Origin of the sequence: Acetobacter vaccinii, assembly GCF_008365315.1 — a bacterium.
In the GTDB taxonomy this organism is placed as follows: domain Bacteria; phylum Pseudomonadota; class Alphaproteobacteria; order Acetobacterales; family Acetobacteraceae; genus Acetobacter; species Acetobacter vaccinii.
In genome coordinates this window covers 521595-544326 of sequence record NZ_CP043506.1, presented here as the reverse complement: position 1 = coordinate 544326, position 22732 = coordinate 521595, and the positions used below count along the sequence as shown (strand labels likewise).

Here is a 22732-nt window from a genome sequence, read left to right as displayed (position 1 = left end):
TCATGCGCCCGGTGTGGGCAGGAAGGTATGCAATGACCGACGAGGAACGCGATCTTATCGAGAAATTTTTCAACCGCGTTGGTGGTGTGCAGCAGGGGAGCTTTGCCAGCGTGCCCGGCACGCAGCCAAGCCTGCCCCCGGTTGACCAGCAGGCTGATCAGCTGATTGCCCAGCAGTTCCAGAAATACCCTGAAGCCCGCTATCGGATTACCCAGATGGCTGTGGTGCAGGAGGCTGCTCTGGTGCAGGCTCAGAACCGTATCCAGCAGTTGCAGATGCAGTTGCAGCAGGCCCAGCAGGCTGTGCAGGCCGCACAGCAGGGGAATGCCGGGCAGCAGAAGTCCGGCGGCTTTTTCGGTGGGTTGTTTGGGGGCGGGCAGTCTGCCCAGCAGCCGCAGCAGTCGGCACCGCCTCCGGGTTGGGGCGGCAACCCCGGCACAGCCGCACCGCAGTATCAGCCCCAGCCCATGCCCGGTGGTATGCGCCCTGGCATGTTCCAGGGTGGTTCAGGCTTTCTGGGGAGTGCTCTGACAACGGCAACAGGTGTTGCCGGTGGTATGCTGGCGGCCAATGCCCTGACCAGCCTGTTCAGCGGCCATCATGATGCTGCGGCGGGTGGCTTTGGTGCAGCCCCTACGGGTGGGGACACCATTATCAACAACTACGGTGATGCCGCATCCGACCCGTTTGCAGGTGGTGGCGCGGCCCCGGATTCCAGCTTTGGCAGTGACTGGGGCGGCGGGGATGCTGGTGGTGATTTTGGCGGTGGTGACTGGGGCGGTGACGATCAGAGCTTCTGATGAAGTTCAGCCTTAGCTGATGCGGCTCTTATGGCAGTGCAGTGACTGTGCTGCCATAAGAGGTTTCAGAAAGGTTTGCTCTGGGTCTCGTCCGTCATGGACTGGATGAGTTCCAGCACCTTTTGCCGCAGAGCGGGCTGCTGGATACGATAGTAGGCACGGACCAGATCCAGCGTTTCCTTGCGCGCCAGCAGGGATTGCTCATCACCACAGGGCTGCGCAGCCCCAAAAGCTTTACGCTTTTCTGCAAAGGCAGCAGCCGAAGGTGTTATGGGCTGAGCCTGTTTGCCGGGCTGCATGTCATCAAAAAAGAAGCTGATCGGTACATCCAGCACGTTGGCCATGTTGTATAGCCGCGATGCCCCAACCCGATTGGCCCCACGCTCATATTTCTGGATCTGTTGGAATGTCACGCCCAGAGCCTCTCCCAGTTTTTCCTGAGAGAGCCCAAGCTGGAGCCGACGCAGGCGAATGCGCAGGCCAACATGGGCATCGACAGAACTGTTGCGTGAGTACATCGTGACACTTTCAGTCATCTGATCATTCTGTTGAGGCCACGACAGGAACTTTTTTCCTCATTTGGTGGAGAGAAAAGGAAAAGATTCGATTCCGACAAGACGATAATTATAGAGGCAATAGATTACTATGACAAAAAAACTTTGAGTTATTTAGAATGAATTATTTTTCAGGTTAGGCTTTATTGTTGATGTGCTTGGTCTATATCCATAATTTAATTTTTCTTAAAGATTCTGGTGGCTGTAGCCAGCCCGATCACCAAGGCACATAACAGGAGCGGAATTACCTGGCCATACCGCCCAAAGGGAGGGCAGGGCAGGGCTGCAGGCAGGGCTGTGACCAGTGTGCCCGCCTGACCCCAGCCAAGCCTGTCCAGCAGGTGGCCCCGGCCATCATAACTGACTGAAATGCCAGTATTTGCCGCGCGGGCAACGGGCAGGCCTTCCTCCACAGCACGGAGCCGCACAGAGGTCAGATGCTGGCGTGGGCCTGCGCTGTTTCCAAACCAGGCGTCGTTGGTCACATTGGCCAGCCAGCGGGGGCGGTCGTGCCTGTTTGTGACATCGCCTGAAAAAATCACCTCGTAGCAGATCAATGGCCCAACGGGTGGCACGTTCGCCAGATGCCATGTCTGCGGGCCCGGTCCTGCGGCCATGCCGCCTTGCGGGACAATCTGTAGGGGCAGGAAAGGGGGTTGATATTCGCCAAACGGTACAAGCCGGGCCTTGTCGTAAATGGCCTCCACCACGCCATCGGGGGCAAGGGCGAACATGGCGTTCCGATAGCGACCGTTTGTGTCGCGCCGCAACGCACCGATCAGTCCGGCATTGGCCCCTGTCGCCCATTCCATAATGACAGCCCGAGCCCGGGGGCTATCTTGCAACAGGTCGTAGCCAGGAAAGGATGTTTCCGGCCAGAGGAAAACAATCGGCCTGTATTGTCCGCCATCTGGGGTCAGGCTGGCCTGGAGTGTTTGTGCCTGGTCCACGCCCTGTCGGGTCAGGCGCAGATAACGCATGAAGATGTCACGCGGGTTGCGGCGGCCGACCTTGTCGGTTTCTGGCACATTGCCCTGCACGATTACGGCAATGGGGCCAGCTTCCCCCACGGGTTTGACGCTCAGGTAGCGCCAACTTCCCAGCCCGACCCAGAGCGCGAGAATGCAAACCCCACCGCCGAGCACCAGACGGCGTGTTGGGGGGGATGATACAGGTGCCGGGTTTGCCCCTAGTTTTTGCACCCATGCAGCAGGCAGACTGTCCAGCAGGGCAGATCCGCCCAGCATGGCCAGCAGCATCAGCAGCAAGGTCAGGCCATCCTGCCCGATCCATGCGGCAGGCTGTATCAGCATATCGCCCGCCAAGCCGGGGATAGCCACGCTGGTGCCAAGACCATTCCAGGTAAAACCACTGAACAGAAATGTCCGGCTCATGTCCGCAAGGGTCCACATAGCGGCAAACAGGCTCAGGCGGGCCAGACCAGCGGGGAGCAGTCGGCTGAGGGCAGCAGGCACTGCGACACTGGGTGCCAGAATGAGCGCGCACCCCATGGAGGGGAACGGGACAAACCACCAGAACTGGTCAGCCCGGATCAGCACCGCGTTGACCAGCCAGTACAGCCCGGCTGTATAAAACCCAAAGCCGAAAAAAGCCCCGGCCCATGCAGCCTGTTTCCAATCCCGTGCTGTATTGAGCATGCGGCCGAACAGACCAAAGGTCAGCAGCAGCACAAGCAGGCAATGCACAGGCGGCAGGGCCAGGGCGGTGAGCGCCCCGAGCCCCAGCATACGGCCTGCACGTTGTAACCGGCCCTTGGACAAGAACGGACGCAGGGAGAGTCGGGGCAGGGTCATGGAGTTTTCGTTGTGTTGGCCCCGAACCATCCGCCTGAATACGGATGACTGGCACCGGCAGGCGGAAAAACAGGGCTGGTCGGGTGCTTAGTCCAGTGCGTCGCGCAGGCGGCGTTCGTAATGGCGGTAGTATTTGTCGGCCAGCAGTTCACTTTTCACCAGAATGGCAACATCCGTGGTGTTGAACTGGGGGTCGATGACCGCACCATCACCCACGTAGCCACCAAGCCGCAGGTAACCCTTGATCAGAGGGGGCAGGCCGGCAAGGCATTTACGCACATTGAGCGTATGGGGGTCGGTCCGCAGCATTTCTATACGGCGGTCGCCTAGAGCATGCACACGCAGCGCGGGTGGGGCCAAGTGGTTATGGTACAGGTAGGTCAGTTCACCAGCAATACGGTCCGGGTCGGTGCCGGGCAGGCTGGCACAGCCGAATAGCAGGTCGATTCGGTGCAGGAAGATGTAGGAGGCAATGCCCCGCCACAGCAACTGCATGGCGGCCCGGCCACGGTAGTTCTTGTCCACACAGGACCGGCCGACTTCAAGCAGCCTGCCGGGGAATTCCTGCAAAGGGGTAATGTCATATTCGCTGGAGGAATAAAAACGACCGATCTTGGCCGCTGCATCCCCCTGCACCAGACGATAGGTGCCAATAACCCCACGGGCGTCGGAGGCAATGGCGTTGTCAATGACCAGCAGATGGTCGGCCACGGCATCGAATTCGTCGATATCACGCTTCAGGGCATGAGTTTCGGCGTCGGGCCTGGCTCCCATTTCTTCATAGAACACCCGGTAGCGCAGAGCCTGAGCGGCATCGCGCTCATCATCGGTTTCCGCAATACGGACACTCAGGCTGCCGCCGTGCAGTTCGGGAAAGCTGGTGCGGTCAAGGTCGAGGGCTGAAAGTCCGCCACCACTGCGGGAGGTGGCGCTCATGCCTTTTTACCCTTTGTGGTGGAGGCAGCGGGGGCTGCCTTTTCAACGGGGGCTTTCTTCCGCCCGAACAGTTCCAGACGCATGGAAACAAACTCGAACCCAAGACGGTCCGCGATTTTTCTCATCAGTTCCTCATGCTCCGGGTCTTCAAATTCGATAACCTTACCGTTGTTGATGTCGATCAGATGGTAATGGTGCCGTCCGTTTTCCGTGGCTTCGTAGCGGGCACGCCCACCCCCGAAGTCACGACGCTCCAGAATCCCTTTTTCTTCCAGCAGGCGTACCGTCCGGTACACTGTTGCCACGGAAATGCGGGAATCGAGCGCCAGCGCACGGCGGTACAGTTCCTCAACATCGGGATGGTCATCGGCTTCCGATAGGACGCGGGCGATAACGCGCCGCTGTCCGGTCATTTTAAGGCCGTGTTCGATACACAGCTGCTCGATCCGGGATTCTGCCGCCTGTACCCTCAAGGTCACAAACCCTGCCTCATGCTATCACTTTACACTCTCTGTTTCAGGTAGCCGAAGTCGGACGTGTTTGTCCAATTTTACAAGGCGAAATACGCAGGCTTATGGTGCAAAAAAGACAGACCCGAGCCTGCGGGTCAAGCGATGGAGACTATTTGCCCCATGTCCAGCAGTGATTTTTCCAGCCCAGGTGGTCTTTCAGGGGGGGTGTCCACCGTGCAGAAGGACAGGGCGCTGGACATTACAGCTGACCGCTGCCCCATGACCTTTGTGCGGGTACGCCTGGCCCTGGACCAGATGGTGGCAGGGCAGGTGCTGGTTGTCAGGCTGATGGGGGAGGAGCCTCACAGGAATGTAACACGCTCGGTCCAGTTGCTGGGGCACACCCTGCTGGCAGATGCAGCCCAGGATGACGGCAGCGTGGTGCTGCGGATTCTCAAAGCGTAACAGCCTGCATACAAAAACGGGGCCATCTGGCCCCGTTATGTGGACGGTGTGACCGTCCTCAGTTGTTCATGGCTTCAAAGAAGTCATTGTTGGTTTTGCTGTATTTCAGCTTGTCCAGCAGGAAGTCCATGGCGTCCATGGTGCCCATCGGGGCCAGGATACGCCGCAGCACCCACATTTTGGACAGGGTGGCACGGTCAACCAGGAGTTCTTCCTTACGGGTGCCGCTCTTGGTGATGTCGATGGCTGGGAAGGTACGCTTGTCGGCCAGCTTGCGGTCCAGCACCAGTTCGGAGTTGCCGGTGCCTTTGAACTCTTCAAAGATCACTTCGTCCATGCGGCTGCCGGTGTCGATCAGCGCGGTGGCGATAATGGTCAGCGAGCCGCCTTCCTCAATATTACGTGCCGCACCGAAGAAGCGCTTGGGGCGCTGCAGGGCGTTGGCATCCACACCACCTGTCAGCACCTTGCCCGATGAGGGCACGACAGTGTTGTAGGCGCGGGCCAGACGAGTGATGGAGTCGAGCAGGATCACCACATCGCGCTTGTGTTCAACAAGGCGTTTAGCTTTTTCCAGCACCATTTCCGTCACCTGCACATGCCGGTGTGCGGGCTCGTCAAAGGTCGAGGCCACAACCTCGCCGCGTACGGAGCGGGCCATGTCGGTCACTTCTTCCGGCCGTTCGTCAATCAGCAGAACGATCAGGAAGACTTCGGGGTGGTTTGCAGCAATGGAGGACGCAATGCTTTGCAGCATCACCGTCTTACCCGAGCGGGGCGGTGCCACAATCAAAGCGCGCTGGCCCATGCCGATGGGGGACACAAGGTCGATAACCCGCGGGGTAAAGTCCTTCTGTGCGCCCTTCTTGCCTTTTTCAGCCTTGGGTTCTGGGGCTGTGGCCTGGCTTTCCACTTCCATCTGGAGGCGGCGCTCGGGGTACAGCGGCGTCAGATTGTCGAAGTTGATGCGGTGGCGCACGGCATCGGGCGACTCAAAATTGATCGTGTTGATCTTGAGCAGCGAGAAATAGCGTTCGCCATCACGCGGGGCGCGAATCTGGCCTTCCACCGTATCACCTGTGCGCAGGCCAAAGCGCCGCACCTGGGTGGGGGAAATATAGATGTCGTCCGGGCCGGGCAGGTAATTCGATTCGGGCGAGCGGAGATATCCGAACCCGTCGTGCATGATCTCAAGCGTGCCTTCGCCATAAATCGCCTGGTCGTTGTCGGCCAGGGTCTTGAGGATGGCGAACATCATGTCCTGCTTGCGCAGGGATGAGGCGTTTTCGATATTCAGGTCTTCAGCGCAGGCCAGAAGGTCGGCTGGAGACTTGGCCTTGAGTTCCGCAAGATGCATTATGGACATGCCCTGACTGGCAAGAAGTTCAGAAGGGGAAGGTCGGGGTCTTTCGCGCCTGACAAAGTGGCGACACGCTCTGATGGAGCGGCCATCTCTGCCACCCGATAGACAGGTGGTAAGACGGCAAGAACCAGACATATAGGAAAAGTGCTGGGCAGGTGAAGTCAGCCAGCCGCTTGTGCGCGCATTGTGCTGATGTGCGCCCCCTCTGTCAAGATAAAGACGTAGTGCCGCGCAGGAGGCCAGCTTGGTGCGTGGGGTAGGGCGTGGCTTATTTGATGCCGCCCAGCCAGCCCTTCTTCCAGAACCACGCCAGAGGCAGGGCAATGGTCGCGGCCATCAGGCCCAGAGCATACCAGTAGCCAAAGCTCCAGTTCAGTTCCGGCATGTCTTTGAAGTTCATGCCATATATCCCCGCAATCAGCGTCGGGGCTACCCCGATGAAGCTGACAACGGTCAGGATTTTCATGACACCGTTCTGCTCGATATTGATAAAACCCAGAGTCGCATCAAGCAGGAACTCAACCTTGTCCTGCGCCTGCGAGACATAGGCTTCGAGCGATGACAGATCGCGGCTGACCGTGGCAATGCGCGTCCGTAACGCGCCGGGCAGGGTGTAGGGTGCGGCTTTGGCCTGCGGGTCAGGCGGGGGCTCGGCCATGCTGATCTGGCGTGTGCTGAGCGAAAACCCGGCCGCCGGGGCCGAGGCTGCTACTTTGCGGCTTTCGCTCAGGAAGAGGGAAATCCGCTCAAAACCCAGCAATGTATCGCGCATGCGTGAGCACAGGCTGCCGGAGTTGCCCACCCGTTGTAGCAGGTCTCTCTGGCGCAGCGCCATGCTGCGGACAGGCTGGCTGGCGGATGGTGGGCGGAAAATATCGCGCGAGAGCGTATCCAGCAGGTCGCCCACGGATTCTAGGATGTCCGCCAGACGGTCCACAATGGCTTCGATCAACGCCACAAGGATTTCCCCGGCCTTGAGGGCAAGCGGGGCAGCAGGGCGTTGCTCCCCTTCGGGTGTTGCTGGCGGCGCTGGGGGTGTGGCGGGTGTAACAGGATGTGCCGCCACAAGCTGGGCCACGGTTTCAAACGCCTGATAGGACTGAAAGCGGATGGTGAACAGCCTGTTCTCGCTTAGGATAAAGCCGACAGGTGTCGTCTGGAACTCCGGCCCGTTCCGTTTGAGCAGGGGGGAGGACAGAAAAGCCGCCCCACCCCGCACACTGATACGTGATGAACTTTCAATCGCATTCAGGTCAGCCAGAGCGGGCAGGGGCTGGCCGCAAAGCTGTTCTGCCAGAATCTGTTCCTGTGGGGTGGGGTCCAGCAGGTCCAGCCAGGTCGCGCCTTCGGCGTCCTGCGGTGTACCAACGGCCTGTGCCGTCATGCCGGGCCTGTGGGCCAGGAACATACGATTCTCCTCGGTCTGTCAGGTCAGGCCCGGCGGCCTCCCCTCCGTGGTAAAGACAGGCCGTACGGGCTCCAGCGCGGGCAGGACTATGCGGCAGGCTGTTGTATTCTGGCAAGATCGCAGGGAACGGGGCTGTGCAAGCCAGTCCTGCATCTGTTAAGCCCGTTGGCCAGGCCCGCTGGCCGGGTCTGGCATGGCGGTAGAGGAGCGACGGAAACAGGCGATGGCTAAGCTGACACAGCCCGCAGCGGCCCAGGGGCAGGGCAATTCCTTCCGGCACCAGCCGGATGACAGAGGGCATTTTGGTGGCCGCTACGGCGGGCGTTTTGTGGCAGAAACCCTTATGCCACTGGTGCTGGAACTGGACACTGCCTACGAGGCCGCAAAGGCCGACCCCACCTTTCAGAGCGAGCTTGACTATTACCTCAAGGACTACGTGGGCCGCCCCAGCCCATTGTGGTTTGCCCGCCGCCTGACCGAACGCCTGGGGGGTGCGCGCATCTACCTCAAGCGTGAGGAACTGAACCACACAGGGTCACACAAACTTAACAATGTCATGGGGCAGATCCTGCTGGCCCGGCGCATGGGGCGGACACGGATCGTGGCCGAAACCGGGGCCGGTCAGCATGGTGTTGCTACGGCTACGGTCTGTGCTCTGTTTGGCATGGAATGCGTCATCTACATGGGTGCGACCGATGTCGAGCGGCAGAAGCCCAACGTGTTTCGCATGCGCCTGCTGGGGGCCGAGGTTGTGCCGGTTACATCAGGGGCAGGCACTCTCAAGGATGCCATGAACGAGGCCATGCGTGACTGGGTGGCCAATGTTGCCAACACCTACATGCTTATCGGGACTGTGGCCGGGCCGCACCCGTACCCCGCCATGGTGCGTGACTTCCAGAGCGTGATCGGCACCGAAACCCGCGCCCAGATTCTGGAGGCCGAAGGCCGCCTGCCCGACATTGTGGTGGCGGCTATCGGGGGTGGGTCCAACGCCATGGGCATGTTCCACCCCTTCCTGGACGATTCGTCAGTGCAACTGGTGGGGGTCGAGGCCGCAGGCCATGGGCTGGACAGCGGCAAGACGGCGGCGTCCATCGAGCGTGGACGCCCCGGTGTGCTGCACGGCAACCGTACCTATCTGTTGCAGGACGCTGACGGGCAGATTGACGAGGCCCATTCCATCAGTGCCGGGCTGGATTATCCCGGTGTCGGGCCGGAACACTCCTGGCTGCATGACGTAGGCCGCGCCCAGTATGTCGGTGCCACGGATGAGGAAGCCCTCAAGGCGTTCGAACTCTGCACGCAGATGGAAGGGATTATTCCGGCACTGGAGTCGGCCCACGCCGTTGCCTACGCCGCCCGCACCGCCCCAACCCTCTCGAAGGATACGGTCATGGTCATCTGTCTTTCGGGCCGGGGGGACAAGGACATCTTTACCGTCGCCAGCCATCTGGGGGTTGAACTGTGAGCCGTATCGCCGCGCGTTTCCAAGCACTTGCCGCCCAGGGGCGTGGTGCCCTTATCCCGTATCTGGAAGCTTTTGACCCCGATCTGGCAACATCACAGGCGTTGTTTCAGGCCATGCCCGCCGCCGGGGCGGACCTGATCGAAATTGGCATGCCGTTTTCCGACCCATCGGCAGATGGTCCGGTCATCCAGGCGGCTGCCCTGCGCGGTCTGCGGGCTGGTGCGACACTGGCGGGTGTCCTGTCCATGGTGGCGGAGTTCCGCCGGACGGATGAGGCAACGCCGGTTATCCTGATGGGATACGTCAATCCGGTGGAGGCCTATGGTTACGAGCGTTTTTGCACGGATGCCGTAGCCGCGGGTGTGGACGGGATCATCCTTGTTGATCTGCCGCCCGAGGAAGCCGATGTGTTGGAGGCTCCAGCCGCGCAGGCCGGGCTGGACATCATCCGCCTTGTGGCCCCGACAACGACGGATGAGCGCTTGGCCTATGTGCTCTCTCATGCATCTGGCTTTGTCTATTATGTCAGTATTACCGGCATAACGGGTACACGTTCGGCCAGCGCGCAGGACCTGTCCGCCGCTATCCCCCGTTTGCGGGCGGCAACATCCCTGCCGATTGCCATCGGGTTTGGTGTACGCACGCCAGAACAGGCTGCCGAGGCCGCAACAATTGCGGATGGCGCTGTTGTGGCGTCTGCCCTGCTGGCGACTCTGGCAGGCACGCTGGATGCCAACGGGCAGGCAACCGAGCAGACACTCCCTAGCGTTTTGAAGCAGATCGAAGGTCTGGCTCAGGCCGTGCGGGCTGCTGGCAGGGCAGGGGCATGACCCTGTTGCCTGTGCGTCTGGTGTAATGGTGGCTCCGCGCGTCTGTGTCGTCGGGGGTGGCCCGGCGGGGCTGGCGGCGGCGGAGGTTCTGGCTCAGGCAGGGTGTGCCGTGCGTGTGTGCGACGCCATGCCCAGCTTTGGCCGCAAGTTTCTGATGGCCGGGCGGGGTGGGTTGAACATTACCCATTCCGAATCGCATGCATCCTTATGTGACAGATATGGCCCGGCAGCAGACTGGCTGCGGCCTGCGCTGGATGCCTGGCGGGCGGAGGATATCCGCCAGTGGATGGCTGGTCTGGGACAGGACAGTTTTGCAGGGTCTTCCGGCAGGGTCTTTCCTGTTGCCATGAAGGCGTCCCCCTTGCTGCGTGCGTGGCTTGAGCGCCTGCGGGGCTTGGGGGTGGACCTGTCGGCCAATACCCGCTGGCTGGGATGGAACACACAAGGCCAGCCTGTCGTGCAGAACACGCGCGATGCTGGCCCCCCTCAGGATATAGAGGCCGAAGCTCTGGTGTTGGCTCTGGGGGGCGGCAGTTGGCCGCGGCTTGGGGCTACGGGTGGCTGGGTGTCCTTGTTGCAGGCGCGCGGGGTGGATGTGGCCCCCCTGCAACCCGCCAACTGCGGGTTTACGGTGGCGTGGTCGTCCCTTTTTAGCCAGCGTTTTGCTGGTGCTCCCCTTAAACCTGTGGCTGTGACTTTTGGTGGTCAACGGGTGCGCGGGGAGTTGATGGTTACCGAGACAGGGCTGGAAGGCGGAGCGCTCTACGCTCTTTCCGCTGCTGTGCGGGCACATGTGCAGGCCCATGGACAGGCTACGCTGCTGTGCGATTTGCGGCCCGAAATGGATGTGGGGGAACTGGCCAGCAGACTGGCTAGCACCCGCGCGCGGGAGAGCCTGTCAAACCGCCTCCGCAAGGCGCTCCGCCTGTCGCCAGCAGCAATTGGTCTGCTGCGTGAGGGTGGGCTGCTGCCTGAAAACCCGCACTCCCTTGCCGCGCGGATCAAAGCCACTCCGGTGGTGCTGGGGGCTCCTGCGGCAATCGGGCGGGCTATTTCCTCAGCCGGTGGGGTGGCTTGGCAGGCCTGTACCCCAGGCTACATGCTGCGTGCATTGCCCGGTGTATTCGTGGCGGGGGAAATGCTGGACTGGGAAGCCCCGACCGGCGGTTACCTGCTTCACGCCTGCCTTGCCACAGGGCGCGCTGCGGCCCATGGCGTGCTGGACTGGTTGCAGGAAGGCGGGGCTAGGCGGTATTCCCTCACACCATGAACAGCATGATTACGATGGGGGATGTGCCGGGGGGTGGCCCGGCACAGATGGACCTTGGCGAACTGCTCGCCACACGACTTTTGGTGCAGGGCAACTCCGGCTCTGGCAAATCCCACCTGCTGCGGCGGCTGCTGGAGCAGTCGGCCCGCATGGTGCAGCAGGCCATTATTGACCCCGAGGGGGATTTTGTCAGCCTGGCCGAAAAATTCGGCCATCTGGTGATAGAGGCTGCCGACCATTCCGAAATGGCCCTGCATGCAGCGGGTGAGCGCATGCGGGTGCATCGGGCTTCGGTCGTGCTGAACCTGGAAGGGCTGGACGCGGACCAGCAGATGCGCTGGGCCGCCGCTTTTATGGGCGGTATGTTCGAGGTGCCGCGCCAGCACTGGTACCCGGTGCTGGTGGTGGTGGACGAGGCCCAGTTGTTTGCCCCCGCAGCAGCGGGGGAAGTCTCGGACGAGGCGCGGCGTCAGTCTCTGGGGGCCATGACCAACCTGATGTGCCGAGGCCGCAAGCGCGGTCTGGCCGGGATTATTGCGACCCAGCGGCTGGCCAAGCTGGCCAAGAATGTTGCGGCCGAGGCCTCTAACTTTCTGATGGGTCGTACCTTTCTGGATATCGACATGGCCCGTGCAGCCGACCTGCTGGGCATGGAGCGCCGTCAGGCCGAATCCTTCCGCGACCTGGAGCGGGGCACCTTTGTCGCCCTTGGCCCGGCCCTGTGCCGTCGGCCATCGGTCGTGCGGATCGGGGTGGTGGAAACAGACAGCCGCTCGGCCGGGCCGGTGCTGGCCCCCTTTGCCCCGCCGGAAGCCCCGGTGCATGATCTTATTCTGGCCCCCGTAGCCGCGCAGGACATGCCAGCCCGCGCCCGCAGACCAGCCCCCGTGCCTCAGCCCGACCTGCTCAGCCAGCTTGCGGCTCATGGGGAGGCCCAGATGAACCGGGCCGAGCCGGAGGACGAGCTAGAGACCCCGACCTCGCAGGCTGAGCGTGAGGCCGGGATGGCCGCCATCCTGCGCGATATGCTGGGTGATGAGGAGGCTGCATTTCGCCCGGCCCCTGTCCTGTATCAGGACTTTCTGGTGCGGTGCCGTATTGCGGGCCTGGGGCGTAATGCGCTGGACATGCGCCGCTTTGGCCGCCTGCTGGCAACGGCCCGCAGTGGGGTAAGCCGCGACCTATCAGAATCGTCGGACTGGCAGCAGGCCGAATCCCTGGCTGCTGGCCTGCCGGAGGACCTGCAAGGGGTGTTTCTGTTCCTCGCCCGTGCAGCGATCGAACAGCAGCCCTGCCCGGCGGATGCTGATATTGCCCGTGTTTATGGCACGGCATCCAACGGCCGTGCCCGTCGCCTTCTGGGCTGGCTGGAGGACAGGAATCTGATTGTGCTGCGGTCCGATGGGGTGGGCCGGAGGGTACTGAGTGTTATTGGCGCGGGGTGGGAAACACTGCCCGGCGTTGCTGACGCATAATGATGTTTGAGGCGGAGCAGCGGAATGGGTGGCCAGGATAATTTTGCAGACATGACGGGCAGGGCAGGGAATGCTATAGCCCGGTGCATGACCGAAGACCTGCCCTTTGGCCCGGCCCTGCTGCCGGCCGGTTTTGTTGACCTGCTGACCCCCGATGCCCGCACCGAGGCACAGGGTGTTGCTGCGCTGATGGATGTTTTTGCCTCGCACGGCTATGACCGCGTCCGGCCTCCGCTGATGGAGTTTGAGGAAACCTATCTGGCAGGCACAGGTGCTGCCCTTGCCGAGCAGAGCTTCCGGGTCATGGACCCCGACAGCAGGCGCATGATGGTGCTGCGGCCCGACATTACGCCCCAGATCGCCCGTATGGCGGCAACCCGTGCCCGGGGCGTGGTGCGCCCGCTGCGTGTTTCCTACGCGGGTACCTGTGTGGTTGTGGCCCCCGTCGCGGCGGAGGAAAGCGGTCGCGAAGTCATGCAGGCCGGGATGGAACTGATCGGCCTGGACACGCCCGAAGCTGATGCCGAGGTTATGTCTGTTGGGGCGGAGGCATTGAGCCGCCTTGGCGTGCGTGATGTCTCCTTTGACCTGACAATGCCCCCGCTTGTTCCCGCCCTGTTGGAAGAGGCCGGTCTGCCCGATGCCCAGCGTACCAAGGTACTGCGCGCACTGGACAGGAAGGACGCCGCTGCCGTGGCCGAACACGGCGGGGCGCTAGCCTCCACATTGATTGCCCTGCTGGAAGCCAGTGGCCCGGCGGAATATGCGGTTGCTCAACTGGCACAGATCACCCTGCTACCGGGTGCGCGTGCCATTGCTGATCGGCTGATTGATACGGTGGCTGCCCTTAGGGAGCGTTGCCCCGACCTGCGCATGACCGTGGACCCGGTGGAGTTCCGGGGCTGGAAATATCATACCGGTGTATGCGTGACCCTGTTTGCCGTTGGCCGTTCGGAAGAACTGGGCCGGGGTGGGCGCTACCTGTGTAATGATGATGAGCCCGCCTGTGGTCTGACCTTCCGGCCCAATGTGCTGTTCAGGCTGACACCACCCGCTCCGGCGCGCCCGCGTGTTTATCTGGCACAGGATGCAGACCAGGCGGAGGCCGCGCGTTTGCGCCAGCAGGGCTATGCCACAATTGGCGGTTTTACCACCGGCGCGCAGGCGCTGGAGGATGCACGCCGTCTTGGGTGCGCCCATATCCTTTCCGGCGCGACATGCGCCGCCGTGTCTTGACGCGCAGCTTAACCCGCGCACACCCCTTTTTTTCCGGCCAGCAGGCAGACTTTTCAGGAGCAGACCATCCATGTCCAACGTAACCGTGATCGGCACCCAGTGGGGTGATGAAGGCAAGGGAAAAATCGTGGACTGGCTGGCCAGCCGCGCGGATGTGGTGGTGCGCTTTCAGGGTGGCCACAACGCAGGGCATACGCTGGTTGTCGGCGATCAGGTTTACAAGCTGTCGCTGCTGCCTTCGGGCGTTGTCAGCGGCAAGCTGGGCATTATCGGCAACGGCGTGGTAGTGGACCCAGAGGCACTGCTGGCTGAAATCAGCCGTATTGGGGCACAGGGGCTGGTTGTTACGCCCGAAACCCTGCGGATTGCGGAAAACGTGCCGTTGATCCTGCCTGTCCATGGCGCACTTGACCGCGCGCGTGAGGCCGCACGTGGCGACCGCAAGATCGGCACGACAGGCCGTGGCATTGGCCCTGCGTATGAGGACAAGGTAGCCCGCCGTGCGATCCGCCTGTGCGACCTGGCCGAGCCCGAAACGCTGGACTGGAAGCTGGATGAGCTTCTGCTGCACCACAACACCCTGCTGGCAGGTCTGGGTGCGCCTGTTTTTGGCAAGGAAGAACTGCTGTCCTACCTGCTGGAAATCGCCCCCAAGGTGCTGCCTTTCATGGCCCCGACGTGGGATATTCTGGACGATGCCCGCAGGCAGGGCCGCCGCATCCTGTTTGAAGGCGCACAGGCCGTCATGCTGGATGTGGACCATGGCACCTATCCGTTTGTGACCAGTTCCAACACGGTTGCGGCCAATGCAGGGACTGGGGCTGGTATTGGTCCGGCGGCAGTCGGGTTTGTGCTGGGCATTGCCAAGGCATACTGCACCCGCGTGGGTGAAGGCCCGTTCCCGACCGAACTGTTTGATGACACCGGCCGCAGGCTGGGTGAACGCGGGCACGAGTTCGGCACGGTGACGGGGCGTCCGCGCCGTTGCGGCTGGTTTGACGCCGTGCTGGTGCGCCATGCCGTGCGTGTCGGGGGGGTAAACGGTCTGGCTCTGACCAAGCTGGACGTGCTGGACGGGCTGGATGAAATCCGTGTCTGTGTTGGTTACGAACTGGATGGCCAGCCGACCGAGCGTTTTCCGTCCGCACCGGCGGCTCAAGCCCGTATCCGCCCGATTTATGAAACCATGGAAGGCTGGAAGGAAACCACCCACGGTGCACGCCGCTGGGCTGACCTGCCGGCTCAGGCCATTAAGTATGTGCGCCGGATTGAGGAACTGGTGGGTGCGCCCGTCACCCTGCTGTCCACCAGCCCGGACCGTGACGATACCATTCTGATGCAGGACCCTTTTGAAGGCTGATCCTTCTTTTTAGCGGTCTTGGTGCAAAAAGCCTCCGCCTTGTGGCGGAGGCTTTTTTGTCTCCAATTTAAAGTCTTCCTTGTGCTTCATAAAAATTTCACAAAGCCTGTGAGTGTTGGAACTGGCAGGATTTTAAGCTGTTCGTGCTCTTTGTATCCTCCCACAGGGCAGGGAGGAGTTGTCTTTTGTAATCGGGAAGTCATATCCTGTGGAAAGATATGAATGAGGCAGAACAGGAATGCAGAAGCCAGACCTTCTGGTGATAGAGGATGATCCGGCGCTCGCTCGGTTGATCTGTTATAATCTCGAAAAACAGGGCTACACCGTACGCCACGCTGCCGATGGGGAGGAAGCGCTCGATCAGGTGCGCCACCGTCGGCCCGATCTGGTGTTGCTTGACTGGATGCTGCCGGGCATTTCCGGGCTGGAAGTCTGCCGCAGGCTGCGTGGCCAGGCCCGCACGGAAACCCTGCCGATTATCATGCTCAGCGCACGGGGTGAGGAAGCAGATAGCATCCGTGGGCTTGATACCGGCGCGGATGATTATCTGACCAAGCCGTTTGGTATGGAAACGCTGTTTGCGCGTGTCAAAGCCATGCTGCGTCGCCTGCCGCCGCCAGACAAGACCATCCAGTTTGAAGACCTGACAATGGACCGCGTGGCCCACAAGGTGGAGCGTAACGGGCGGCTGTTGTCTCTGGGGCCAACAGAATACCGGCTGCTGGAATTTCTGATGCTGCATCCGGGGCAGGTGTTCTCGCGTGAGGAACTGCTCAAGCATGCTTGGGAGCGTAGTTCCTACGTTGAACTGCGGACAGTGGATGTGCATATCCGTCGGCTGCGCCAGACCCTGAATGAAGGGGATGAGAGCGACCTGATCCGTACCGTGCGTGCCCGTGGTTATGCTTTGGATAAAACCGCCGATCAGGAGTGATCTGGCTCCGGGACGTCTGGAAGGAATCTGACATGCAGGCCTGGCTGGCTGCGGCCTACGGGGTTGTGGGGGGCTGCGCGCTATCTGGGCTGGTCTGGTCGCGTGGACTGTTGGGGCTGGCTGCCCGGCGGCAACCTGCCATTGCACAGAAACGCCCCACAACAGCGCCGGAAATGCTGCTCAAACAGGTAATGGCCTGTTTGCCTGCGGCATCTCTGGTGCTGAATGAGACCCGCCTGCCGTGCATTATTTCACCTGAAGCCAACAGGCAGTTTCAAAACTGCATTGGCAGTATTGTGCGCCACCCGGCGTTTCAGAGTCAGGTGGAAAAACTGCTAGCACAAAGCCAGGAAACCACACAGCCGACCGAGGCCGTGGTGGTGCTGGACGTGCCACAGCCGCGTGTGGTCAGGGCGCTGTTTTTGAAAAAGACTGTGCCAGCAGCATTTTTGCCAGAAGTATACAGCAAAAATCCGGGCGGGCAGATCACACTGGTATTTGTCGCCCTGCATGACGAGACCGAGGCTGTGGTTGCGGAAAAGCAGCATACGGATTTTGTCGCCTTTGCCAGCCATGAACTCCGGACCCCTCTTGCAGCGTTGCTGGGGTTTATAGAAACCCTGCAAGGGCCAGCAGCGGACGACCCCGGAGCTCAGAAGGAGTTTCTGGACATTATGGCCGCGCAGGCCCGCCGCATGCAGCGCCTGCTGGATAGTCTGCTGTATCTGTCGCGCGTGCAGATGCAGGAACATCACCGCCCGCGTGACACTATTGTTGTGTCTGAACTGTTCCAACACTTCAGTGATGAAGCGCGGGGACTGGTGGCGGGCAAGGATGTCATTCTGGATGTCCAGCCTGTGGCAGACCAGAATCTTGCTGTGGCAGGGGATATTGCCCAGCTTTTGCAGGTGTTGATGAACCTGCTGGAAAACGCGCTTAAATATGGTCTGGCTACCAAGGACAGGCAGCCCGAGCAGACATTGCGTATTACAGTCGGGTGCGAGCGCGCCAAGCCCGATGTGGGCTGGCCTTCCAAATCCGGTGTCGTGCTGAGTGTTGCTGATACGGGGCCGGGTATTTCCGCCCGCCATCTGCCCCGTATTACAGAGCGTTTTTACCGTGTGGCCCGCACGGCGGCCAGTGTGCAGGGCAGTGGGCTGGGTCTGGCTATTGTACAACATGTCATCGCCCGGCATGAAGGGAGGCTGGCGATTGAAAGTGTTGTAGGCCAGGGCACGACATGCCGGATATGGCTGCCTTTGGCGGCTGGGGATTGTAATAAAATAGCAACGTAACTGTCCCGAAATCATCACACTTTTCCTGGGTTGTCTCCTTTAAGGAACAGGGGCGCGGCATGCGGTCGCAAGCTTCATTGTTAAAGGGATAAATCCAACAATGCGTCTTTCAGTCAGGTCCGGAGTGTGTCTGGCAGCAGTAACGTGCTTTCTGGCAGCCCTCCCTGTGGCATCACGTGCCGAAAGTGTGACCGGTGCTGGGTCCAGCTTTGCTGCTCCCATTTATGAAGCATGGGGTGCTGCCGCCAAGGCGGAAACCGGTGTAACCGTTAACTACCAGAGCGTTGGCTCCAGCGCCGGGCAGAACCAGATCCTTGCTGGCACCGTGGACTTTGGCGCATCCGACGCGCCGATGGACGCCGCCAAGCTGGAAACGGGCAAGCTCTTCCAGTTCCCTACCGTCATGGGTGGTATTGTTCCGGTTGTGAACATCCCCGGTATCAAGGCTGATGCCCTGGTGCTGAGCGGTGAAGTTGTTGCCGGTATCTACGCTGGTGACATCACGGCATGGAACGACCCCAAAATTGCAGCTCTTAACCCCGGTGTTAAGCTGCCTGACGCTGCCATCGCTTCCGTCCACCGTGCTGATGGCTCGGGCACGACCTTTGTGTTCACCTCCTACCTGGCTGACTCTTCTGCCAGCTGGAAGCAGAACCAGGGTGCCAGCACCTCCATCAACTGGCCGGGTGGCCTGGGTGCACGTGGTAACGATGGCGTTGCTGCAACCGTGCGGAACACCGAAGGCGCAATCGGCTATGTCGAATACGCCTATGCCAGCCGCAACCACCTGACGACCGTGCGCCTGCGCAACCGTGCTGGCACGGATGTGGCCGCGGGCCTGAGCAGCTTTTCCGAAGCAGCAGCAAGTGCTGACTGGAAAAACGCTTCTCACTTCGCTGTAAGTCTGCTGGGCACACCGGGCAAGAACGCCTGGCCGATCGTGTCTGCAACTTACGTGCTGGTGCCGCTGCCCGCCCGTAACCCGGAGCGTGATGCCGCTGTTCAGAAGTTCTTTGCGTGGGACTTCAAGAACGGTGACAGCATTGCATCCAAGCTGGACTATGTGCCCCTGCCGGGCGCAGTCAAGGACAGCATCCTCTCTGCTTGGAAGAGCGGAAAGTAATAGACAGCACGGACTGTTTTAACAATTAAGATACCGTGTACGCTGGAAAAAGCGGTCTGCAGAACAAGGCCGCTTTTTTCATGCGATGGTCATGCAACCATCATTGAAGCGTCACACGCAGGCAATGGCCGACACGGTATTCATCGCTCACCGTTTTTTGTTGTGGAATGGCCCTGATGCGTCGCAAACTTTTATACCCGTCTATAGCTTCGTTCTTGCTTGCTGGTGTTGCTCCTGTCGTGGCGGAGGCCGCATCTTCGGACGACGCACAGATTAACGCGCTGCGCTCTGAAATGTTGCAGATGCGCCGGGAAATGATGACCCTGAAGCACCAGCTGGCTGCGAGCGAAACCAACCAGAAGCATCTGAACACGCGTGTGAACGAAGTTGCAGGTCGCCATGGCCAGCATGCGTCGCGCATTGCGTCCTCGTCCTACGAATCTGGCGTACAGTTCGGGGAACAGGCACCGCGTAAGAATGTGGCTGCTCTGTCTGGCGTTGGCACACCGCCGTCGGATCGTGGTGAAGCCATGTCCTGGAAAGACTTCCGCGCTGCGTCCGCACAGGACGAAGAAGTGCAGATTGGTGGTATGCGCGTGGGCTTTCCCAAAGGCCGCTTCACCATTGCTTCTGAAGACGGCGCATATGCGTTCTCCGTCGGTCTTGCCTTCCATGAAGACTTTGGTGGCTTCATGGGCGTGTCTCCGCGTGCTGGCGAACACAAGGGTGACTTTTCTGGTCTGACAGAAAACTCCCGCCGTATGCGTATTCCGTTCACCTTCCGCTACAAAGACTGGGTGGCCAATGTGACTCCCGACTTTGGTGCCGGTGGTGCAGACGGTGCAACAACCGACCAGACCCTGTATGAAGCAAACCTGAACTACGCTGGTCTGCACAACACCATTCTGACAGTTGGTTACTTCCAGCCGCGCGTGACGGAAGAAGATTCCGAAAGCTCGAACGACTTTGAAATGATGGAACGCCCCGTCATTACCAACATCGTTCGTAACATTGCTGCTGGTGACGCCCGCTTTAGCGTTGGTGGCCTGCATTACGACAAGCGTTGGTGGATTGCCGGTTACTTCACCGGGCAGAGCTTTGGTGCGCGTAGCAGCACCACCTCCACCTATCCTTACGGTATCACCGACAGCCAGACGGGTGCGACCTTCCGCGTTGCCGGTCGTCCGTATGTCTCCAAGGATATCGACGTGCATGTCGGTATTTCCGCCATTTCGGCTTTCAAGGTTGCCAAGAATGCCAGTGGCCGTACCACATCCTTTGCTGATACGCCTGAAGTTAACCTGACCCAGACCAAGCTGCTGGGCAGTGGCACCATCCCCAACGTCGGTTCTGTCTGGGCTGCTGGTCCGGAACTGGGCTTCCGCTGGAAGCGACTGGTGCTGAAGGGTGAATACTACCACATTGGTGTTACCCGCGGGAACGACGCTGCCAACGCAGCACAGCGCCAGACAGCCAATTTTGAAGGCTACTATGGTGCAGCCAACTACACCCTGTTCGGCAAGCCGCGTGCTTACAACATCAAGGAAGCTGCATTTGGCGCACCGGGTGTCGAACATGAATTCGATCCCGCACATGGCCAGTGGGGTGCACTTGAAATCTCCGGCCGTTACAGCGTTGCAAACCTGAACGACACAGCCGCTGGTGTGCATGGCAACCAGCAGACCGTGTGGTCTGGTGGCCTGAACTGGTACCCCAACCGTCACTTCCGCTTCATGCTGGACTTCAACCACTTCATCGTCAGTGGCAATGGTCAGGCAAACGGTCTGGATGGTTATGGCCGCACCGGCAACTCGCTGGCAGCTCGTGTGCAGGCTGCGTTCTAATATAGCCTGACACCATATTTCATAGTTGCTTCGGCTAGATTGCGGGCTGCTTCCAGCAGGGAGCAGCCCGTTTTTTATGGATTAAGTTGTGTGGTCTTGCCGTAAAAGCTGTCTTGAAAAGGCCTTGTAAAAAAGAACTCCTTTTCAAGTTGATTGTTTTTGATTTCAATCAAATGCCGCAAAGACAAGATTACCCTGATGTAAAAGCCTGATTGCCAAGTTCAGGTGCTTGGTTCTGGAACTTTGACAGCAGCGTTATGACAGTTCCCTTGTATTTTACGTGCAGAAAACTGCAGTCGGCCTGTTTCTATTTGAAGTGAGCGGGGGGGCGCAGCATGACGGCATAAACATAGAGCCTGTTGACAGAATGGACTTTACGCAAGTGCGGGAGAAAGTGCTGTTCACGTTGTGCCTACGATGCTTTGCAAAGGAGCATATTGGCACAGGCTACAGGGTAAGGGGCCGAGCGACAGAGCAGGTCAGTGTCAGAGTATTCCTGCTGATCAACAGGTAGTAAGCAAACAGGCCCGGCAGCATGGGGTGCCGGGCCTGTTTGTGTAGTGTCCTGATAAAAACCTGTGCGGATATCAGAGTTTGTTGTCCATACGCGTAACCAGAAGCTGGTTGATGCGAAAACCGTCCACATCCACAACTTCAAACCGGAAGCCAGCGGCATCAACACGGTCTGTCTTGCGGGCCATGCGGCGCAGGCGGTGCGTAATAAAACCGCTGATGGTGTCAAACAGTTCATGGGTCGGCAGATCAATAATCTGCAATTCCCGAATGACATCTCCAATGGGGGCAGCGCCATCGACCAGCCAGGAGTTTTCGTCCCGGCGGACAATGGCCTGGTCCTCAAACGGGCTGGCCAGTCCGTCCATAAGCACACCCATAATATCTTTAAAGGTGATCAGCCCGACCATAAGCCCGTATTCGTTCACAATCAGGGCAAAGCCGGTGCCATGGCTGTCAAACTGGGCCAGTGTGTCCCACAGGTTCAGGGTTTCTGGCACCGACAGCACTTCGCGGCGCATGCGGGCTATGGGGTTGCTGTGGCTGCGGACTGTGTTGTTGGCAAGGGAGGGCTCAACAACCGAGGCCAGAACGTCCTCCGCACGGATGGAGCCAATGACCTTATCAAGCCCACCGTTGCACAGCGGATAGCGCGAGTACGGGGCGGCACGGACCTTGTCGTAATTATGGTCTGTGGTGTCCTGAATATCGAGGAAGACAATTTCATCCCGCGGGGTCATGGCGGATGTTACAGAACGGTCCTGCAAGGCCAGAACGTTCTCGATCATCTGGTGCTCCTGCTGCAACAGGGCACCCGAGGCCGTGCCTGCGGCCAGAATGGCGTGCAGGTCTTCCGGCGTGACAGGCTCAACCGCTGATGCCGCAGGGATTTTGAGAGCGCGCAGCAAAGCGTCGGAAATATGGGAGAAAATCAGAACAAAGGGATACAGGATTTTCAGCGCAACCCGAGGGAACCAGCCCACAGACAGGGCAACCTTGTCGGGGCTGTTCATGGCTACCCGCTTGGGCAGCAGGTCGGCAAACAGCACAAAGGCGCTGGTGACAAAAATAAAGCTGAAAGTGGAGGCCAGATTTTGTGCCCACCAGGGGGTAAAGCGCCAGTCCAGCAGCCATTGCGAGACCGGGGGGGTCAACATCTCGGAACTGACGATACCGCCAAGAATACCCACACCATTCAGACAGATCTGGATTGCCGTCATAACCTGTCCGCTGTTGCGGCGGAGGGCCAGAAACGCCTGAGCCTTGCGGTTGCCCCCTTCGGCCTGGGTGCGCAGGCGTGCCTCCCTGGCGGCAGCAAAGGAAATTTCCGACAGGGAAATCAGAATGCTGACGGCTATCAGCAAGAAAAGGCCCAGAAGGCCCATCATAAACAGGAGCAAGATGGTGTCCGGTCAGGTATGGAATTAAGAATTTCAGGCCATAGTATAAATCTTTCACGCTGTTGCGGCTAATGTATTTTTTGTTTTGTCTGCTAGATGGGTATGGCTGTTTCCACCACTGCGATGGCTCTCTGGGAAGTGATGCAGCGGTTTGAGGCAAGGGAGTAGGGCGTATGGTGGCAAAGCAGACGG

Annotated in this window: 19 protein-coding genes; 12 read left to right on the top strand and 7 right to left on the bottom strand. The window is 60.0% G+C overall.

Translation table 11 applies throughout. The features are described from left to right. The first annotated feature begins 32 nt into the window (after window positions 1–32). Window positions 33–800: a DUF2076 domain-containing protein gene (locus tag FLP30_RS02400; protein ID WP_149278208.1), complete on the top strand. Its 768-nt coding sequence runs from the start codon at window positions 33–35 to the stop codon at window positions 798–800. A 65-nt stretch (window positions 801–865) separates the two neighbouring features. Here the strand turns inward: FLP30_RS02400 and FLP30_RS02395 are convergent, their stop codons facing one another. The 4 genes from FLP30_RS02395 to FLP30_RS02380 form a co-directional block, all read right to left on the bottom strand. Continuing rightward, complete coding sequence (locus FLP30_RS02395; protein WP_149278202.1) at window positions 866–1336, bottom strand: helix-turn-helix domain-containing protein; 471 nt, start codon at window positions 1334–1336, stop codon at window positions 866–868. A gap of 194 nt (window positions 1337–1530) precedes the next feature. Beyond that, window positions 1531–3168 carry an apolipoprotein N-acyltransferase gene (lnt, locus tag FLP30_RS02390; protein WP_149278196.1) on the bottom strand — a complete coding sequence of 546 codons (1638 nt, stop codon included), beginning with the start codon at window positions 3166–3168 and terminating at the stop codon, window positions 1531–1533. An 87-nt stretch (window positions 3169–3255) separates the two neighbouring features. Continuing rightward, window positions 3256–4104, bottom strand: coding sequence for a GNAT family N-acetyltransferase (locus FLP30_RS02385; RefSeq protein WP_149278187.1), 849 nt, complete (start codon window positions 4102–4104; stop codon window positions 3256–3258). Further along, window positions 4101–4517 (bottom strand): Fur family transcriptional regulator, encoded by a 417-nt coding sequence (locus tag FLP30_RS02380; protein WP_408834559.1) that lies wholly within the window; start codon window positions 4515–4517, stop codon window positions 4101–4103. The genes FLP30_RS02385 and FLP30_RS02380 overlap by 4 nt, the downstream gene beginning before the upstream one ends. A 219-nt stretch (window positions 4518–4736) precedes the next feature. On the opposite strand from FLP30_RS02380, the gene FLP30_RS02375 reads away from it, so the two are divergent. Continuing rightward, entirely contained in the window at window positions 4737–5021 is a 285-nt protein-coding gene (locus tag FLP30_RS02375; RefSeq protein ID WP_149278182.1) for a sulfurtransferase TusA family protein, read from the top strand. Window positions 5022–5079: 58 nt separating this feature from the next. On the opposite strand, the gene rho is transcribed toward FLP30_RS02375, so the two are convergent. Next, the gene (rho, locus tag FLP30_RS02370) at window positions 5080–6378 is read right to left on the bottom strand and encodes a transcription termination factor Rho (protein ID WP_149278181.1); all 1299 of its coding nucleotides are present in this window, start codon (window positions 6376–6378) and stop codon (window positions 5080–5082) included. A 274-nt stretch (window positions 6379–6652) separates the two neighbouring features. Beyond that, window positions 6653–7792 carry a magnesium transporter CorA family protein gene (locus FLP30_RS02365; protein WP_246856564.1) on the bottom strand — a complete coding sequence of 380 codons (1140 nt, stop codon included), beginning with the start codon at window positions 7790–7792 and terminating at the stop codon, window positions 6653–6655. Between the two features lie 223 nt (window positions 7793–8015). Between FLP30_RS02365 and trpB the strand changes: the two genes are divergently transcribed. The 10 genes from trpB (at window position 8016) to FLP30_RS02315 (ending at window position 20627) form a co-directional block, all read left to right on the top strand. Continuing rightward, on the top strand, window positions 8016–9260 hold the full coding sequence (gene trpB / locus FLP30_RS02360) for a tryptophan synthase subunit beta (protein ID WP_149278180.1): 1245 nt from the start codon (window positions 8016–8018) through the stop codon (window positions 9258–9260). Next, window positions 9257–10090, top strand: coding sequence for a tryptophan synthase subunit alpha (gene trpA / locus FLP30_RS02355; RefSeq protein WP_149278179.1), 834 nt, complete (start codon window positions 9257–9259; stop codon window positions 10088–10090). Before trpB ends, trpA begins: the two co-directional genes overlap by 4 nt. Before the next feature lie 25 nt (window positions 10091–10115). Further along, complete coding sequence (locus FLP30_RS02350) at window positions 10116–11360, top strand: TIGR03862 family flavoprotein (protein ID WP_149278178.1); 1245 nt, start codon at window positions 10116–10118, stop codon at window positions 11358–11360. After that, window positions 11357–12835, top strand: coding sequence for an ATP-binding protein (locus FLP30_RS02345; RefSeq protein WP_149278177.1), 1479 nt, complete (start codon window positions 11357–11359; stop codon window positions 12833–12835). Before FLP30_RS02350 ends, FLP30_RS02345 begins: the two co-directional genes overlap by 4 nt. A 51-nt stretch (window positions 12836–12886) precedes the next feature. Continuing rightward, the gene (locus FLP30_RS02340; protein WP_149278176.1) at window positions 12887–14071 is read left to right on the top strand and encodes an ATP phosphoribosyltransferase regulatory subunit; all 1185 of its coding nucleotides are present in this window, start codon (window positions 12887–12889) and stop codon (window positions 14069–14071) included. A 70-nt stretch (window positions 14072–14141) separates the two neighbouring features. Then, on the top strand, window positions 14142–15431 hold the full coding sequence (locus tag FLP30_RS02335) for an adenylosuccinate synthase (RefSeq protein WP_149278175.1): 1290 nt from the start codon (window positions 14142–14144) through the stop codon (window positions 15429–15431). A 238-nt stretch (window positions 15432–15669) separates the two neighbouring features. Further along, complete coding sequence (gene phoB / locus FLP30_RS02330; RefSeq protein ID WP_149278174.1) at window positions 15670–16365, top strand: phosphate regulon transcriptional regulator PhoB; 696 nt, start codon at window positions 15670–15672, stop codon at window positions 16363–16365. A 32-nt stretch (window positions 16366–16397) separates the two neighbouring features. Next, window positions 16398–17660 (top strand): sensor histidine kinase, encoded by a 1263-nt coding sequence (locus FLP30_RS02325; RefSeq protein ID WP_149278173.1) that lies wholly within the window; start codon window positions 16398–16400, stop codon window positions 17658–17660. A gap of 88 nt (window positions 17661–17748) precedes the next feature. Beyond that, on the top strand, window positions 17749–18783 hold the full coding sequence (gene pstS / locus FLP30_RS02320) for a phosphate ABC transporter substrate-binding protein PstS (RefSeq protein WP_210419334.1): 1035 nt from the start codon (window positions 17749–17751) through the stop codon (window positions 18781–18783). 167 nt (window positions 18784–18950) lie between these two features. Next, complete coding sequence (locus FLP30_RS02315) at window positions 18951–20627, top strand: OprO/OprP family phosphate-selective porin (RefSeq protein ID WP_149278171.1); 1677 nt, start codon at window positions 18951–18953, stop codon at window positions 20625–20627. Window positions 20628–21214: 587 nt separating this feature from the next. On the opposite strand, the gene FLP30_RS02310 is transcribed toward FLP30_RS02315, so the two are convergent. Continuing rightward, window positions 21215–22540 (bottom strand): hemolysin family protein, encoded by a 1326-nt coding sequence (locus FLP30_RS02310; RefSeq protein ID WP_149278170.1) that lies wholly within the window; start codon window positions 22538–22540, stop codon window positions 21215–21217. Window positions 22541–22732: the final 192 nt, after the last annotated feature.

Excerpts from the sequence above, each read along its gene's own strand:
- FLP30_RS02400 (WP_149278208.1), top strand. The coding sequence starts at position 33 with ATGACCGACGAGGAACGCGATCTTATCGAGAAATTTTTCAACCGCGTT.
- FLP30_RS02395 (WP_149278202.1), bottom strand. The coding sequence starts at position 1,336 with ATGACTGAAAGTGTCACGATGTACTCACGCAACAGTTCTGTCGATGCC.
- lnt (WP_149278196.1), bottom strand. The coding sequence starts at position 3,168 with ATGACCCTGCCCCGACTCTCCCTGCGTCCGTTCTTGTCCAAGGGCCGG.
- FLP30_RS02385 (WP_149278187.1), bottom strand. The coding sequence starts at position 4,104 with ATGAGCGCCACCTCCCGCAGTGGTGGCGGACTTTCAGCCCTCGACCTT.
- FLP30_RS02380 (WP_408834559.1), bottom strand. The coding sequence starts at position 4,517 with ATGACCGGACAGCGGCGCGTTATCGCCCGCGTCCTATCGGAAGCCGAT.
- FLP30_RS02375 (WP_149278182.1), top strand. The coding sequence starts at position 4,737 with ATGTCCAGCAGTGATTTTTCCAGCCCAGGTGGTCTTTCAGGGGGGGTG.
- rho (WP_149278181.1), bottom strand. The coding sequence starts at position 6,378 with ATGCATCTTGCGGAACTCAAGGCCAAGTCTCCAGCCGACCTTCTGGCC.
- FLP30_RS02365 (WP_246856564.1), bottom strand. The coding sequence starts at position 7,792 with ATGTTCCTGGCCCACAGGCCCGGCATGACGGCACAGGCCGTTGGTACA.
- trpB (WP_149278180.1), top strand. The coding sequence starts at position 8,016 with ATGGCTAAGCTGACACAGCCCGCAGCGGCCCAGGGGCAGGGCAATTCC.
- FLP30_RS02350 (WP_149278178.1), top strand. The coding sequence starts at position 10,116 with ATGGTGGCTCCGCGCGTCTGTGTCGTCGGGGGTGGCCCGGCGGGGCTG.
- FLP30_RS02345 (WP_149278177.1), top strand. The coding sequence starts at position 11,357 with ATGAACAGCATGATTACGATGGGGGATGTGCCGGGGGGTGGCCCGGCA.
- FLP30_RS02340 (WP_149278176.1), top strand. The coding sequence starts at position 12,887 with ATGACGGGCAGGGCAGGGAATGCTATAGCCCGGTGCATGACCGAAGAC.
- FLP30_RS02335 (WP_149278175.1), top strand. The coding sequence starts at position 14,142 with ATGTCCAACGTAACCGTGATCGGCACCCAGTGGGGTGATGAAGGCAAG.
- phoB (WP_149278174.1), top strand. The coding sequence starts at position 15,670 with ATGCAGAAGCCAGACCTTCTGGTGATAGAGGATGATCCGGCGCTCGCT.
- FLP30_RS02325 (WP_149278173.1), top strand. The coding sequence starts at position 16,398 with ATGCAGGCCTGGCTGGCTGCGGCCTACGGGGTTGTGGGGGGCTGCGCG.
- FLP30_RS02315 (WP_149278171.1), top strand. The coding sequence starts at position 18,951 with ATGGCCCTGATGCGTCGCAAACTTTTATACCCGTCTATAGCTTCGTTC.